Source organism: Bartonella bilalgolemi, assembly GCF_023500045.1.
Classification (GTDB): Bacteria; Pseudomonadota; Alphaproteobacteria; order Rhizobiales; family Rhizobiaceae; genus Bartonella; species Bartonella bilalgolemii.
On record NZ_JAMCOF010000001.1, the window covers coordinates 38,559 to 55,685 of the forward strand.

Annotated in this window: 8 protein-coding genes and 1 pseudogene; all 9 read left to right on the plus strand. The window is 35.4% G+C overall.

Annotation, left to right across the window (positions count from 1 at the left end; translation table 11 throughout):
* Positions 1-117 precede the first annotated feature (117 nt).
* The 9 genes and pseudogenes from M4Z11_RS00135 (at position 118) to addA (ending at position 17,039) form a co-directional block, all read left to right on the plus strand.
* Positions 118-837 (plus strand): annotated as a pseudogene (locus tag M4Z11_RS00135) (sulfate transporter family protein).
* Positions 838-1,264: 427 nt separating this feature from the next.
* Positions 1,265-2,170 carry an acetyl-CoA carboxylase, carboxyltransferase subunit beta gene (accD, locus tag M4Z11_RS00140; protein WP_249674161.1) on the plus strand — a complete coding sequence of 302 codons (906 nt, stop codon included), beginning with the start codon at positions 1,265-1,267 and terminating at the stop codon, positions 2,168-2,170.
* Positions 2,171-2,188: 18 nt separating this feature from the next.
* Entirely contained in the window at positions 2,189-3,508 is a 1,320-nt protein-coding gene (locus M4Z11_RS00145; RefSeq protein WP_249674165.1) for a bifunctional folylpolyglutamate synthase/dihydrofolate synthase, read from the plus strand.
* 42 nt (positions 3,509-3,550) lie between these two features.
* Positions 3,551-4,549, plus strand: a complete 999-nt coding sequence (locus tag M4Z11_RS00150; protein WP_249674167.1) for a complex I NDUFA9 subunit family protein — start codon at positions 3,551-3,553, stop codon at positions 4,547-4,549.
* Between the two features lie 282 nt (positions 4,550-4,831).
* On the plus strand, positions 4,832-6,229 hold the full coding sequence (gene ahcY / locus M4Z11_RS00155; RefSeq protein WP_249674170.1) for an adenosylhomocysteinase: 1,398 nt from the start codon (positions 4,832-4,834) through the stop codon (positions 6,227-6,229).
* 36 nt (positions 6,230-6,265) lie between these two features.
* Positions 6,266-8,728, plus strand: a complete 2,463-nt coding sequence (locus M4Z11_RS00160; RefSeq protein WP_249674947.1) for a sensor histidine kinase — start codon at positions 6,266-6,268, stop codon at positions 8,726-8,728.
* A gap of 34 nt (positions 8,729-8,762) precedes the next feature.
* Positions 8,763-10,283 (plus strand): tRNA (adenosine(37)-N6)-threonylcarbamoyltransferase complex ATPase subunit type 1 TsaE, encoded by a 1,521-nt coding sequence (gene tsaE / locus M4Z11_RS00165; protein ID WP_249674173.1) that lies wholly within the window; start codon positions 8,763-8,765, stop codon positions 10,281-10,283.
* A gap of 178 nt (positions 10,284-10,461) precedes the next feature.
* Positions 10,462-13,584, plus strand: a complete 3,123-nt coding sequence (addB, locus tag M4Z11_RS00170) for a double-strand break repair protein AddB (RefSeq protein WP_249674174.1) — start codon at positions 10,462-10,464, stop codon at positions 13,582-13,584.
* Positions 13,581-17,039, plus strand: a complete 3,459-nt coding sequence (gene addA, locus M4Z11_RS00175; RefSeq protein WP_249674176.1) for a double-strand break repair helicase AddA — start codon at positions 13,581-13,583, stop codon at positions 17,037-17,039. Before addB ends, addA begins: the two co-directional genes overlap by 4 nt.
* The last annotated feature ends 88 nt before the right edge of the window (positions 17,040-17,127 follow it).

Below are 17,127 nucleotides of genomic sequence, written 5' to 3' on the forward strand. Positions count from 1 at the left end.
ATAAAATCTTATTCTAAATGAAAATAATTGATCCTAAAGATATAATTTACGCGATAAATTTTATATATAAAATGCTCTTCACTCTATCTCTTATTTTTTATTTTTTACCTATTGCTCATAATTTTTACCGCTGCTTATTATGCTCTACAACGTCTTTTCACTCAGCAATATCGCTCAATGATATGGAAAGTATTAGGACTCATTTATCATCCTTGTTATTATATGGTTATGTACATACCAGTTGTTTATATCCTACTTTTGGCTTTGAATTGCTCATTTTGTTCTTGGATTAACTAATTGGGAAAACTGGATAGAGTTAAGCATACTTATTATTTTTAACCTTGTTTGTCTTTATTGATAGCCTTTTTTATTGCTCCAATCGCAGCAATGATTGGCAGTTTTTTCATTGATAACGCTGCTGCAATTATTGAAAAAGAAGATTATCCAAATGAACCTATTGGAAAAGCTATGTCATGTGGATATTCTTTTATTTTTGCTTTTAAATTTCTTATTTTAAGCCTTTTCGGAAATGAAATTGCTTTTTTCTTGTTTTTTATATCGAATATTAATTTAATTGTCTTTTATATAATTAATAGCTATCTCTTTGGCCATGAATATTTCGTATTTGCTGCTTACCGTTTTCGATCTAAACAATAAGCTCACGTTTTTTTATATACTCACCATACCACTGTTTTTTGTGCAGGTTTATTGATGGCGTTTTTTGTTTCTATTCCTATCCTTAATTTAGTTACGCCGCTTTTTGCAGCTGCCTTTATGACGCATTTACATAAAATGCTTTCTTCCACACCAAGCTCTATATCTGTCACACTGACATAACAGAATTTGATTAATTAAAATAAGAATATACTTTTATAAAACTAACACAACTTAATACATTTTTATAATATGAAAAAGCATGCACTCAAATTTAGAATATGCCATCTTAAAATTATTGAAATAATTAATGTTAGAATAAAAGATTACACCTATTTTCTAATTATATTTTCTCAAAAATCCCTTACAATAAAGTTATTATTGCTCAATTACTCACATAATAGCACTGCAATGTAATTTGACATTAAAATAAAAAACTAACAAAATAAATTATCTTAATTATAGAAAACATTTTTATTTGAGCTATTATCATCGCATTAAATGAAGCAGTTTATTGTCTGTTTGGAGCAAAAATAAGTTTCATTATTCGATCCTACATTCCCTCAACCCACACATAAAGTGTATAATATTTCATAGAGAGGTGACAAAGATGAACTGGATTACAAATTATGTTCGTCCTAAAATCAATTCCATATTAGGGCATCGTGAAATTCCAGATAATCTATGGATCAAAGATCCCACTAATGGTCAAATGGTCTTCCATAAAGATCTGGAAGCTAATCAATATGTGATTCCTAACTCTGGCTATCATATGCGTATTAGTGCCAAAAATCGCCTTATGCATTTCTTTGATGATGGAATTTACACACTAATTGAAAATCCAAAAGTTGTCATAGATCCACTAAAATTTCGCGATGAAAAACGTTATATTGACCGATTAAAAGATTACCGTTCTAAGCTTGGTGTTGAAGATAATATTTTAAATGCACGAGGAACTATTGAAGGTTTACCAATTATTGCTACTGTTCAAGATTTCGCTTTTATGGGCGGATCACTTGGCATAGCTGCAGGAGAAGCTATTATCAAAGCTTTTCATACTGCCATTAAAGAAAAATGCCCTTTAGTTCTTTTTGCAGCTTCAGGTGGAGCAAGAATGCAAGAAGGAACATTATCATTGATGCAAATGCCACGTACAACGGTAGCAATTGAAATGATAAAAGAAGAAAAACTACCTTATATTGTGGTTCTTACCAATCCGACCACTGGTGGTGTTACTGCTTCTTATGCTATGCTAGGTGATATCCATATTGCTGAACCTGGTGCTATGATTGGCTTTGCAGGACCACGTGTTATTCAACAAACAATTCGTGAAACTCTGCCCGAAGGTTTCCAAAGTAGTGAATATCTCTTTGAACACGGTATGATTGATATGGTTGTCTCTCGTTTGCAAATGAAAACTACTATTGCACGACTTTTACGTTTAATGACAAAAAGTCCTGCAATTCCTAAATCTTCTAATCCATCGCCAATTAAATCTGCAAAAACTGCCTTCTGAAAACAAATCCTTTAAATTATGAAAAAAAGCTGCATGCAACAAGTGATAGATGATCTACTAAAAATCTATCCGCAAAAGTGTGATCTTTCTTTAGAGCGTATTTTACATCTTTTAAAATGTCTTGATAACCCACATTTAAACCTTGCTCCTGTTATTCATATTGCTGGAACAAATGGTAAAGGATCTGCTTCAGCTATTTGTCGTGCTCTCTTAGAAAGTGCAGGCTATCGTGTTCATGTATACAGTTCTCCTCACTTAGTTAATTGGAATGAGCGTTTTCGACTAAATCATAAAGGAGGGAGTCAATTTGTCACAGATAATCTATTAATCAAAACAATTCATCAAATTATAGAAGTAAATTGCAACAAACCTATCACTATTTTTGAAGTTTTTACGGCTGCGGCCTTTATGCTGTTCAGCACACACCCAGCTGATGTCATTATTTTAGAAGTTGGATTAGGAGGACGTTTTGATGCCACAAATGTCATTAACAAGCCAGCTGTGTCACTTATCATGCCTATTGATTATGATCATGAATCTTTTCTTGGTAACACAATTGAACAAATTGCTTTTCAAAAAGGAGGAATCATTAAACCAGAAGTTCCTGTAGTTATTGGGAAGCAAGATCATGATATAACTTATTCTTTTCTTAGTTCTCTTGCTATCAAAAATAAAGCACCCTATCATCTTTTTAACCAAGATTATCAAAGCTATGAAGAATACGGGCGTATGATATTTCAAAATAATCAAGGTCTAATGGATCTTCCGCTCCCTAAGCTTATTGGTGCTCATCAAATTGCCAATGTCGGTGCTGCTCTCGAGGCAATTTACCAAGCAGGTTTTCAACTTTCAGAACAAATCATAAGCAACGCTTTGCAAAAGCTTTATTGGCCAGCACGAATGCAACATCTTACTTACGGAAAATTAGTCGCTCAACTTCCTCCTAATTTTGATTTATGGCTAGATGGAGGTCATAACCCTGCCGCTGGAAAAGCCATCGCAAAAATATTAACCCAATGGAAAAAAAAATCAAATTGTCCTATTGTGATGATTGTTGGTATGCTTAATACTAAAGATAACATTGGTTATTTTCGCCCTTTAGTCAATCTTGTCGAGAAAGTATATACAGTTCCTTTGATTTCCAGTAATGCAGGTATTTGTCCTAAAATTTTAGCAGAATCAGCTCAAAAAGCGGGGCTTATCGCTAATCCACAGGCTAATCTACAAGCTGCATTTCACAAAATTAGTTCAGAATACAAAGAAGCAATCGTCCTAATTGGTGGTTCTCTATACCTTGCAGGCGATATTTTGCGTGACAATCAAACGCCGCCATGTTAGCAATCAAATGTTTTTAGCACTTTAATGATAGAATTTTTGATCATGAAACTTGATTACGCTCTTTATCAAAATCCTAAACTTATTACTGTTTTTGGCGGATCCGGTTTTGTAGGACGACATGTTGTGGAAACCTTAACTAAGAGAGGTTATCGGGTGCGTATTGCTGTACGTTGTCCACAAAAAGCTTATTATATGTTACAAATAGGCGAAGTAGGACAAACACAAATGCTTAAAACTGACGTCAGGAATTATGCTTCAGTTAAACATGCATTATTCGGAGCAGATGGTGCAGTTTTTCTTCCTGGAAGCTTAGCCCAAGCCAACAAGCCAAATTTTCAAAATATACAGGTTGATGGTACGAAAAATGTTTCTGAATTAACAGCTAAAGCTGATATTCCTCTCATCTATATGTCCACACTTATCACCGATAAAAATGCCTCATTTTCTTATGCACGTACTAAAGCTATAAGCGAACAAATCGTTCGCAATACGCATTCTCAAGCAGTTATTATGCGTTCATCTGTTATTTTTGGACCAGAAGATTATTTTTTTAATTTTTTAGCAAATTTATCTCGTTTTATGCCAATCATGCCACTTTTTGGTGGTGGACAAAATAAATTGCAACCTGTTTATGTCGGTGATATTGCTAAATTCGTTGTATATGCTTTAGAAAAACGCGTTATCTTAGGAAAAAATTATGACCTTGGTGGACCCAAAGTTCTTACATTCCAAAATACTCTTGAAGAGATATTAAAAGTTATTCACCGCAAAAAAAGAACACTTCCTATACCCCTTGCTATTGGACTTTTTATTGGAGGTGTCTTCGGAACTCTTGGCAAATTACCCTTTCTTCCAACACTCATAACAGCGAATCAAATACGTTTTTTACAAAAGGACCATATTGTTTCCCAAGAAGCTAAAGATAATGGATATACTTTAGAAGGAGTAGGAATTACTCCTAAATCAATGACTGCTATTTTGCCAAGTTATCTGTGGCGATTCCGCCCGCAAGGACAGTTTTCTCATAATTTATCAATTTAATGTATTTCGCTTTTATAACCTAAGTTACTTTCCTATAAAAAAGAAAAAGTTTAGAAATATTTGTAAGTTTTAAATTTTATAAGAGTTTTTGCTTGTATCTAAAAAACTTTAAAATTTTCTACTCAGCTTCTCACATCACTATTTAAAACGTTAATATATATTTGTTGCACAAACTTATGTACATTTAAAAAGGCTCTTTCATATAGACAAATATTTGTATTCTCTTGCATTTCTTTTTAATTTCTCCTACCGTTTCGGAAAAATAATTTTGAAAGAACAAAAATGACTGCTCAAGATTATGTTATCAAAGATATCGCACTTGCTGCTTGTGGTCGTAAAGAACTTGATATTGCAGAAACGGAAATGCCTGGTTTAATGGCTTGCCGTAAAGAATTTTCTTCCAGCCAACCTTTACGTGGAGCGCGTATTTCTGGTTCATTACATATGACCATTCAAACAGGCGTTTTGATTGAAACATTAAAAGCAATTGGTGCCGATATACGGTGGAGCTCTAGTAATATTTTTTCTACACAAGATCATGCAGCAGCAGCTATTGCAGCCATGGGGACCGCCGTCTTCGCAGTCAAGGGGGAAACGCTTGAAGAATATTGGGCCTATATTGATGCAATCTTTCAATGGCCTGATGGCAAACTTTCTAATCTTATATTAGATGATGGAGGCGATGCCACCAACTATATTTTAACAGGTAGCTGTGCAGAGGAAAATAAAAACATCTTATCGCATCCTAAAACAGAAGAGGAAGAAGTATTTTTCAAACAAATTCAAAAACGTATAGCTACCACACCAGGATTTTTTACACGTCAGCGTGCAGCAATCAAAGGTGTAAGCGAAGAAACTACAACGGGAGTACATCGTCTTTATCAATTACAGAAAAAAGGACTTTTGTTTTTTCCTGCTATTAATGTCAATGACAGCGTTACAAAATCAAAATTTGATAATAAATACGGATGTAAGGAATCATTAGTCGATGGTATCAGGCGTGGAACAGATGTGATGATAGCAGGTAAAATAGCCATTATCTGTGGTTACGGTGACGTCGGCAAAGGTTCAGCAGCTTCTCTTTCAGGCGCTGGAGCACGTGTAAAAATAACAGAAATTGATCCGATTTGCGCTCTTCAAGCCGCTATGGATGGTTATGAAGTCGTTACTTTGGAAGATGCAGCTTCTAGCGCTGATATTATTATAACAACGACTGGAAATAAAGATGTTGTCCGCTTAGAACATATGCGACAAGTTAAAGATATGTGTATTTTAGGAAATATTGGTCATTTTGACAATGAAATACAAGTATCAGCCCTTAGAAATCTACCATGGACAAATATTAAACCACAAGTTGATATGATTACATTTCCTGATGGTAAACGCGTAATTTTATTATCTGAAGGGCGTTTGTTAAATCTTGGTAATGCCACAGGTCATCCTTCTTTTATTATGTCCGCTTCATTTACTAACCAAGTATTAGCACAAATTGAGCTATTTACCAATGCAAAAAGCTATAAAAATGAAGTAACATGTTTGCCTAAACATCTTGATGAAAAAGTTGCACGTCTTCATCTTGATCGGCTAAAAATAAAATTAAGCGTTTTATCAGAAGAACAAGCCGCCTATATTGGGGTTCCCCTGCAGGGACCGTATAAGCCAGAACATTATCGTTATTAGGATATTGTCTTAGTGCAAAAGAAAAAAAGACGCATTATGCATAGCTTTGATAACTATACATTCAAAAAAAAACTACAAAAAATTACTCAAATCTGTGTTGGCGCTTTTTGTCTCTTATTTCTTTTATTTCTAGTACACGCTGCCGCTCAAACCTCAGTATTTCATCTATTTTCTTTTTTCGCTTGGCCAAATGAACCGTGGCTTATCATAGTGATCTTTGGAAGTATTGCTTGCTCGTCACTTCTTATATGTGTAACAGTTATTATAAATACAAAAAGAGCTTTATGGAAATCTTGGACAATGATTCAAGTTCATCTTTCTGAAAAGCTTAAACAGTATGAATGGCTTCTTGAAGAAACAGGCCAATGCCTCTTTATTTGGGACAATCCAACAACCTTACCTTATACAGTTGGTAATATTCCTACATTGCAAAAAGCAGGTATTTATAAAAAAGATCTTCAGTATTTTGAGAAATGGCTTGAAAAAAGCTCTTTTCAGCAACTTGATCAAGCACTCACTCAACTACGTTGTAACAGTTGCCCTTTTGAACTTTCTGTCACTACTACAACTAAAATACTTTTGCAAGTTACAGGAATTATTGCTGGAACAGCAGCCATTGTGCGATTTCAAGATATTTCAGTACAGCAGAGTGAAAATATCCGATTACAGAAAGAAGCAACCCAAATTCTCACGGAACTAAAAATACAGCGTAATCTTCTTGAGTATATTCAAGAACCAGTATGGATTCGAGATTGTAAGGGAAAAATTTGTTTCACCAACCGCGCTTTTCGGGAAATGACAAATTTTCAAGAAAGAAATAATATTGTTGATCTTTTTGATGAAACAACACAATGCATAACAGATGAAACAGAAACAATTTTTCAAAAGCATGCTTATACAGTGGTTAAAGGAGAACGACATCATTTTCATCTCACACGTATTACAACAAAAGAAGGAATGGCAGCCTTTGCGCGTGATGATAGCGCGTACGAAAATCTTGTCAAAGAAATGGAACGAATTCTTCAAAGTCATTGTGAAACACTTGATCAAATTTCAACGGCTGTAGCAATTTTTGATGCCAACCAAAAATTAAAATTCTGCAATCATGCTTTTAAAATTTTATGGCCATTGGAAATTTCTTTTTTAGAAAGTGAACCAAGTCATTCATTGCTTCTCGAGCATTTGCGTGAGAAAGGTTTTATTGGTGAATATCCTGATTGGCATGCATGGAAAGAAGAACTTTTTAAAGCTTATCGACAAACAGAATCGAATCAACAAATTTGGAATCTTCCTGATGGACGTACAGTACGTGTCATTTCTAGTCCTCACCCTCAAGGAGGTGTTACCTGGCTTTATGAAAATCTTACAGAAAAAATTGATCTTGAACGACGTTATAATACACTCATTAAAATACAAGGTGAAACACTTGACAAACTATCTGAAGGAGTTGTGGTTTTCGGTACTGATGGACGTCTGCGTTTATCAAACCCATCTTTATCGAAGTTGTGGTCACTCCCTCATAATTTACCTGTAGAAGGAACGCATATTACCGAATTAGAAAACCACTGTTCTGCTTTAACAATAGGAGAAGAATGGAAACAATTTACAAAATTCATTACTGGTTTTGCTGAAAAACGTGATACTTATTCAGGTCGCATAGATTTAAAAAGTGGAATAATAATTGATTATACACTTACACCTTTACCTAATGGACAGACAATGCTCACATTTGTTAATGTCACTGACACTATCCATATCGCACGAGCCCTACAAGAAAAGAATGAAGCCTTAGAAAAAGCTGATCGTCTACGCAACGAATTTGTTCAGCATGTTTCTTATGAATTACGCACGCCTCTTACTAATATTATCGGATTTTCTGATATTTTACGCGATCAAATTTTTGGCTCTACCAATGAGCGTCAAAAAGAATATCTTGGTTATATTCATTCAGAATCAGGCGTTCTTTTGAATATTGTTAATGATATTCTTGACTTAGCAACTCTTGATGCAGGTATTATGATATTGGATATAAAACCAGTTCACATTGCTGAAGCGATGGCACAAGCAGTCGCAAGAGTAGAGGAACGTCTCCATGGACGTCACATCATACTTTTACAAAACATTTCTCCTTCCTTGAAATTTATGTCTGCCGATGCAACACGTTTACATCAGATTTTTGTGAATGTTCTGAGTAATGCTATCAATTTTGCAACAGAAAAAAGCACAATTGAATTTTGTGCATATACACAAGATGATTATATAGTTTTTAGTGTTCATAATGAGGGATCTGATATTCCAAGCGATATTCTTGATCGGATTTTCAAACGTTTTACTTCTCATTCCCATCATGGTGGACGTGCAGGAGCAGGTCTCGGTCTTTCTCTTGTTAAAAGCTTTGTTGAACTGCATGATGGACGCGTTGAAATTTTTACTGGTATGGGTGAAGGGACAACAGTTAGATGCTTTTTCCCTAATCAAAAAGACTCAGGAGTTTTGTAACCTTGTTCTTTGTATTGTTTTTATGGAAATTTAAATGAATTTTAGTTTTTTTCTTGAAAATGAAGAAGCAACTATATTTTTTGCACAAGATTTAGCTCTTGCCCTAAAATCTGGTGATCTTGTTACATTTCAAGGTGACCTTGGAGCAGGAAAATCAACTCTTATACGCGCACTTATTCGTACACTTGCCAATAATTGTACTATGGATATCCCAAGTCCTACTTTTACTCTTGTTCAAAGCTATCAACTTCCACAATTTGAAGTTCTTCACGTTGATTTTTATCGGATTTCAAACATTGAAGAAATTTATGAATTAGGGCTTCATGAATCACGTAAAGAAAATGTTTTGCTCATTGAATGGCCAGAAAAAGGAGTAGAGGTTTTAGGACCGGTTACTTTTGCTATCACTTTACAACACAAAGGATGTGGACGTCATATCACCCTTACCTCTGCAGAAAATGCTACTGAACGTCTGCAACGATCTTTTGCAATTCGTACCTTTTTAACAATACATGGACGCGGCCATGTTCAACGTCGTTTTTTAGCTGGTGATGCCTCAGCACGTTCTTATGAACTGTTAGATGATGGAAATAATCAAGAGGTTCTTATGAATGCACCAACCATGCAAATGGCGCAAAATATAGATTCTTCCTATGCAGATACAACACATCTTGCAAAAGATATTAGCCAATTTGTAGGTATTAGTCAGATCATTTTAGATAATGGCTTCTCTGCACCCCATATTTTTGCTAAAGATCTTGAAAATGGTATTTTGATTTTAGAAGATTTAGGATGCGAAGGAATTGTAGATCAATCAGGTAATCCTATAGAAGATCGTTATATTGCCTGTAGTGAATTGCTCGCTATTTTTCATCAAAAGTTATGGCCTTTTAAAAAAAAATTTGCAACATTTCAGCTTCAGATCCCCTTTTATGATTGCCAAACTATGCAAGCAGAACTTTCCTTATTACTGGACTGGTATCTTCCTTTTCAGCAGAAAAAAACTTTAAACATAGAACAGCGTGAAGCTTTTTTTACCTGTTGGCAGCCTTATCTCGATCTTTTAACTCAAGGAGAAAATACCTTTGTTATGCGCGATTATCACTCACCTAATATTCTTTGGCGTAAACACAAAAAGGGTATTGATCGAATTGGTCTCATTGATTTTCAAGATGGTGTAAGTGGACCAACAGTTTATGATCTTGTTTCTTTAGCACAAGATGCACGTCTTTTTATTCCACCAGAACTTGAAGATAAAATTTTTAACACCTATTGTAGTGCACGCCATCAAGCGCTCCGTCCCTTTGATGAAGATGAATTCCACAAACTTTACGTACTTGCAGGGACTCAACGAGTTTCGAAAATTTTAGGAATTTTTGTACGCCTTCACCAACGAGATGGAAAATCATTTTATCTTAAACATCTATCCCACCTTCAAAGTTATCTCATCCGTAATCTTTCACATCCAATCCTCGCTCCTTTAAAAAGCCTTTATCAAGAAATGGGACTTTTATCAGAAAATGAAGCTCTTAACAGAGATATTTTAAACAGCTAACTATTGTATTTCCGAAAAAACATCCTCTAGGTAATTATGCATACATTTTTTTACATTCACTTCCGCTCAACTTTTTACGAAAATAAATAAACAAGGTTTTTCGGTTTTCTCTTGAATAAAAATTGATATACAGTGAAAAATAATCAATACAGTAAATTATGCATTAAAATGAAGCCAAATGAATCATAAACCCCGTGTATTTTCTATTTCTCCCGGAACTCCTTTTCTGCCTCATTTTGTTGATGCACTCCTTTCTGGAACTCTTATTGATAATTTTGCATCAAATGGGAATATCCAAATAGCTCTTACTGACACTCTTATTTATGTACCAACACGTCGCGCCGCGCGTGCTTTACGTACAGCTTTTTTTGAAAAAAGCCATACGCAATCTAGTTTTTTGCCTACTATATGCCCTTTAGGGGATATAAATGAAGAAAGTTATTTTTTTACTGAAAATAATACAAATACTCTTTTCAACACTTCTCCTATTGGAGAGAGTGAACGTCTCCTTCTTTTAGCGCGTCTTATCCGCCTTTGGCGTGAAAAATTGCCAACTCATCTAAGGTCTATGTTTGGCACAGAAGATGTTTTTATCCCTGCCACTACTGCTGATGCAGTCTGGCTTGCCCAAGATTTAGCACGCTTGATGGATGAAGTAGAAACAGAAGACGTAGATTGGTCAAAACTTAAAGAAATTGTACCCGATATGGTTGCCGAATGGTGGCAAATAACCTTAGATTTTCTCACTATTGTGACACAAAGCTGGCCACAAATTTTAAAAGAAAGACAACAATGCAACCCTGTTGAATGGCGTAATCAAGCATTTAAAATACATGCAGATATTTTATACCGCACACAACCTCATAAAACTATTATTGCTGCTGGTGTAACAAGCTCCATTCCTACAATTGCAAATCTTTTAAAGGTGATTGCCTGCTTACCAAAAGGAGCTGTGATTCTTCCAGGCCTTGATCTTCAAATGGATGAAACACAATGGAACGCCTTAGGTGCGCTTAATAAAGAAAAAACAACCTTTGATCCTTCTCACCATATTGCTGCTTTTAGCCATCCTCAATATCATTTAAAAAAACTTTTATCTCTCATGGAATGCCAACGCATTCATGTCCGCGAAATTGGTCAGCAAAGCGCTATAAAAACCCAACGTGCTGCTCTTTTATCGGAAGCATTACGACCAGCCTCTACGACAGATTTATGGGCCAAGATTATACGTGATGATTATGAAAATATTTGCGCAGACTGGTCATTAATTGAAGCTCCCAATGAGCGCGAAGAAGCTTTAGCTATTTCTATTGCTTTACGCAATGCCATTGAAGATCCTAAAAAAACTGCAGCACTTATTACAAATGACCGCAATTTAGCACGTCGTGTAGCCGCTGAATTACAAAGATTCGGAATTGAAGCCAACGATTCAGGTGAAATACCACTTGCACAAACATTACCTTCAACCCTATTACGACTTCTTTTAGAAAACATTTTTAAACCTGGTGATCCCATTGCTTTTCTTTCTCTCCTTAAACATCCACTCACGACATTAGAATATAATCGTAATTATTTGCGTGAGATGGCTGAGAATTTTGAATTACTTGTCCTTCGAGGAAACGCTTGTCGTATTAATCTTTGTGAATGTGATCAATTTTTTAGAAAGTGGATGCAAACACATTCTCATAGGATTTCTAATAATTGTATCTCTGATTTACAAAAGATTGAAGAAGCAGATTTTCTTTGTCATCTTTTAGTCAAAGCAGTTGAACCTTTAGTATCCTTAATAAAACAAGATAGAGAATGCACCATCAATGAAGCTGCTATAGCAACTGTTGAAGTTTTTGAAAATTTTGGTCGTGATGCTGATAATTCTCTTGTACATCTTTATCAAAATGAAGCAGGAAAGGCCTTAGTAACTTTTTTGCGTGAATTGGTTAGTGATCAATCAGGATTAAAATTTTGTCCTCACGAATGGCCTGCTCTATTTTCAGCTCTTATGGCCACCCGCTCTGTAAGTCCTTCTCCTGGAGGACATCCGCGTTTGTTCATTTGGGGGACTTTAGAATCACGTTTGCAAACCGTTAATACAGTAGTTATCGGTAGTTTGAACGAGGGATCATGGCCGATAAAAACCCACAACGATGCTTTCTTATCACGGCCAATGAAAATAACTTTAACTCTTGAACCACCAGAACAACGTATTGGTCTTTCTGCCCACGATTTCCAATGGGCTATGGGAATGGATCAAGTGATTATGAGTCGAGCCACACGTGTTAATCATACTCCTTCTGTTCCCTCACGCTGGTTACAACGTTTAGAAACAGTTGTAGGGAAACAGGTTTGGAAGCAAATCTGTACACGAGGAGAACTATTACTGCATTGGGCAAAAATGCTGGATAATACAAACAGCATCACCCCTGCGGAACGACCTTGCCCTGTGCCGCCACTTGATATACGTCCACGCCATTTTTCAATCACCGAAATAGAAACATTACGGCATGATCCTTATGCCATTTATGCAAAAAAAATCTTGCGACTCAAACCACTTAAAGCACTCATTCATGATCCTTGCTCTGCTGAACGCGGAACACTCTATCATGCCATTCTAGCTGCTTTTTGCACACAAATAAAAAATCAAAACGCTACCGATATGCTCAATATATTGCTCACTATTGGACGTAAAGAATTTGATAAATTAAATTTACCTCCTGATATTGAAGCAGTTTGGTGGATAAATTTTGAAAATCTTGCTCCTTTTCTGATTCAATGGGAACAAAGCCTTGGACCACGAGAGCGATATGCTGAAGTCATTGCTCAAAACACACTTATAGGAGAAACAGGAGTAACTCTTTCAGGACGCGCTGATCGTCTTGATATTTTGCCAGATAAAACAATTGAAATCATTGATTTTAAAACCAGTATTCCCCCTTCAGCAACACAAGTTATTAACTTATTTTCTCCACAATTAGCATTAGAAACAGCTTTATTAATGCAAGGAGCTTTTATAGACTTTAAAGGTCTGACTCCCTCAAATTTACTTTATATTCCCTTAAAAAGAAAAGGGGAAATTAAACCCATAGCCGTTATAAATAAAAAGACAAAAGATCAAGAAAATGCAATCTCTCTTGGTAAAAAAGCATGGAAGTATCTTATCTCTCTGATTAATTATTATCAGAATCCACAACAAGGCTATCTTTCACATGCAGTTCCTTTAAAAAAATCTTATGAAGGCGACTATGACCATTTAGCGCGATTATTGGAATGGTCTATCGGTTTCGATAAAGCAGATCAATCATGACTATTTTTTCTATTCCTCAAACAGCTCTTGATACACAAGCAAAAGCTACCCATCCAACAACAAGTGTATGGGTTTCTGCTAATGCAGGATCTGGAAAAACACATGTTTTAACAGAACGTGTCATCCGCTTACTGTTAAATGGAACACCTCCAGCGCGTATTTTATGTCTTACCTATACCAACGCAGCTGCTTCTGTTATGCAATCGCGTATTTTTCGTACACTTTCCAGTTGGAGTGAGTTTGATGATAAACAGCTTCAAATAATCTTATCGAATCTCGAAGATAAACCTGCTAATGCACAAAAACTTGCCAATGCGCGTCAATTATTTGCCCGTGCTCTTGAAACACCAGGTGGCTTAAAAATTCAAACTTTTCATGCATTTTGTGAATCTTTATTACATCAATTTCCACTAGAAGCTAACATTGCTGGCCATTTTGAACTGTTAGACGATATAAATCGAAAAAAATTATTACAACAAGCTCGTCGCAAACTTTTAACCCATCGTGATGCGCAATTAGCATTAAAAGAATTGTTTAAAATCATCAATGAAAATACACTCTATCAATTGCTCTATGAGGCTACCCAAAAACAACACGAATTATCTGATTTTTTTCCTTTCATCCTTTCTAAAAGTGGAAAAGAGCAATTTCGTGCATTTTTTAATTTAGCACCCGATGAAACAAATCAACAACTGCTAGACAAAATCCAACAAACTGCTGCACTCCCTTCTTATGCAATCAAACATTATCAAACCTATAATACCTCAAAAAACAAAGATATAATTGAGAAATTTGTACAGTTAGCAACAGCATCTGATGAATCAAATATTATCAATCTTGTTTCAAATATTTATTTTGAAAAAACAGGAAAACCACGTAATTTTTCACGCTTATTCTCTAAAAAATCAGACGAAATCTGGCCTTTTATTGAAAAGGAAATTGAAGACAAACAAAACCAACTTCCTACCCTTTTAGAGAAATATCAATGCGTAAAACTTATTACACTTAATATAGCTGTCTTTCAGCTTTGCGATATTTATCTCAAAATCTATGCTGATTTAAAAAAAGCCAATAGCTTTTTAGACTTTGACGACCTTATTGAACGTACACTCAATTTATTACAGCACAAAGATGCAAGCCAATGGGTACAGTATAAACTCGATTGTGGAATTGATCATATTTTGCTTGATGAAGCACAAGATACCAATCCTAAGCAATGGCAAATTATTCAACTTTTAGCACAAGAGTTTTTTACCGGTCACAGTCAACGCACAAATACACGAACTGTTTTTGCTGTTGGTGATGAAAAACAGTCTATCTATTCTTTTCAAGGAGCTGTACCAGAAAATTTTGCTGAAAATGGCCGAATACTTCAAAAGAAAGTTCAGCAAATTGAACAAAAATTTGAAAAGATACAACTCAATTATTCTTTTCGCTCTACAGCTGATGTTCTTAAAAGTGTTGATCTTGTGTTTGAAACACCCGAAAATTATAAAGGGCTTTCAGCAGAACATGTAAAGACAGTGCATGAACCTATCCGTATTCATAGTCCAGGTGATGTCATTATATGGGACGCTATTTCTCAAAAAACAAATGAACTTCCTGACGACTGGCTCTCAACTGTTGATCATCTGAATACACCTCAAATACGTTTAGCAGAAAAAATTGCTGAAACAATTGCCAATTGGTTGAAAAATGGTGAAATTCTCCCAGCAAAAAAACGTTTACTGCGTGCCGGTGATATTATGATTTTGGTACGTAAACGTGACCAATTTGTTCCTGCCCTTTCTCGTGCACTCAAACTACGTCATGTTCCTGTAGCTGGTGCTGATCGTTTACAACTAACTGCCCATATTAGTGTAAGTGATTTAATGGCACTTGCACGTTTTGTTTTGCAACCGCAAGATGATCTTTCTCTTGCCTGCGTTTTAAAAAGTCCACTTTTTGCTCTTAGTGAAAATGAACTTTATCAGCTTGCCGCTCAACGGACGGGATCTCTTTGGGAAAGCCTCTGGACTCACGCTTCATCACATGCCTCTTTTAAAACTATTTTTGATCGTCTCAATACATATCGATCTTTAGTTGATAAAATGCCTGTTTTTGAATTTTATAGCTATATTCTCAACAACGATAAAGGACGACAAAAAATCCTTGCTCGTTTAGGAACCGAAGCAAATGAAGTGCTTGATGCTTTTATGGATCACACGCTCACTATTCAAAAAACTGGACTACCAGGATTACAAGCTTTTTTAGAAATATTGAGTATAAATGAACCAGAAATCAAACGTGAACTTGATCAAAACTGTGAAGAGGTAAGAATTATGACAGTTCACGCTGCCAAAGGACTTGAAGGAGCTGTTGTCTTTCTGGTTGATCCAGGAAGTGCAATTTGGCATCCACAATACGCACCATACTTTCTTAAATTTTCTTTAGGAAATAAACAAGCTTTCATCTGGCGTCCAAATGCACAACACCACACAAAGCATTTTGACAAATTGCTCTCGCGTTTAAAAGAACGCGCCGAAGAAGAATATAAACGTCTTCTCTATGTCGGGATGACACGTGCTGAAGATCGCCTCATTATTTGTGGTTATTCTAATCAGAAAGAAACCCCGAATACATGGCTACAATTAGTGAAGAAAGCCCTTAAACCTCATGCAGTTCCTATAAAAGGTCCTGCAGAAGATATTGCAGCTTGGCGTTATTGCATCACCTCTTCCTGTTCAACGCCAATGTATAAAGAAATACCTTGTGAAACTCAGCAAATTTTTCCACCTTTACCTGCTTTTTTTCATGATAAAATGCCTATAGACTCAACCTTATCAAAACCTTTAAGACCCTCTGTTGCAGGTATCATCGATACCAAGACTGAATTTTTTTCCAATAATAAACACTTTAGCCTCTCACCTGTTTTAGGAGAAAAAAATACCAAAAGAACTTTTTCTATTGAATATGGTAATTTTATTCACCAACTACTGCGACATCTACCTGATCATCCCCCTATAAAGCGCCAAGATTATGCGCAATTTTATTTAAATACAAAAGCTTCTCATTGGCATAAAAATCAAAGAGAAAATGCCCTTCATCATATTTGGACAATCTTAGATAATCCGCAACTTAAACCACTTTTTTCTAGCCTTTCACACGCTGAAGTTGCGCTCATGGGTATCGTAAAAATTAATGGTAAAGAACAAATGGTTTCTGGTCAAATTGACCGTTTATGTATCACCCATAATAGTGTTTTTTTTGCTGATTTCAAAACTGGTCTTCCACCCAAAAATGATACGGATATTGCGCAACGCCATTTATTACAAATGGCTCTTTATCAAAAATTGTTGCAAGCTATTTATCCTGATAAAAATATGCACGCTCTTCTCATTTATATTAAAAAAGCCAAGATCTTTAAACTGCTTCCTGAGAAACTTGACATACTCCTTGATGAAATCATTTTATAAAAATAAAAAGGAATTTATTTTCTAAAAAATCTATTATAATTTATTTTGCAATAATTTAACATAAATAAATCATACTCATGTATAAAAG

Excerpts from the sequence above, each read along its gene's own strand:
- accD (WP_249674161.1), top strand. The coding sequence starts at position 1,265 with ATGAACTGGATTACAAATTATGTTCGTCCTAAAATCAATTCCATATTA.
- M4Z11_RS00145 (WP_249674165.1), top strand. The coding sequence starts at position 2,189 with ATGAAAAAAAGCTGCATGCAACAAGTGATAGATGATCTACTAAAAATC.
- M4Z11_RS00150 (WP_249674167.1), top strand. The coding sequence starts at position 3,551 with ATGAAACTTGATTACGCTCTTTATCAAAATCCTAAACTTATTACTGTT.
- ahcY (WP_249674170.1), top strand. The coding sequence starts at position 4,832 with ATGACTGCTCAAGATTATGTTATCAAAGATATCGCACTTGCTGCTTGT.
- M4Z11_RS00160 (WP_249674947.1), top strand. The coding sequence starts at position 6,266 with ATGCATAGCTTTGATAACTATACATTCAAAAAAAAACTACAAAAAATT.
- tsaE (WP_249674173.1), top strand. The coding sequence starts at position 8,763 with ATGAATTTTAGTTTTTTTCTTGAAAATGAAGAAGCAACTATATTTTTT.
- addB (WP_249674174.1), top strand. The coding sequence starts at position 10,462 with ATGAATCATAAACCCCGTGTATTTTCTATTTCTCCCGGAACTCCTTTT.
- addA (WP_249674176.1), top strand. The coding sequence starts at position 13,581 with ATGACTATTTTTTCTATTCCTCAAACAGCTCTTGATACACAAGCAAAA.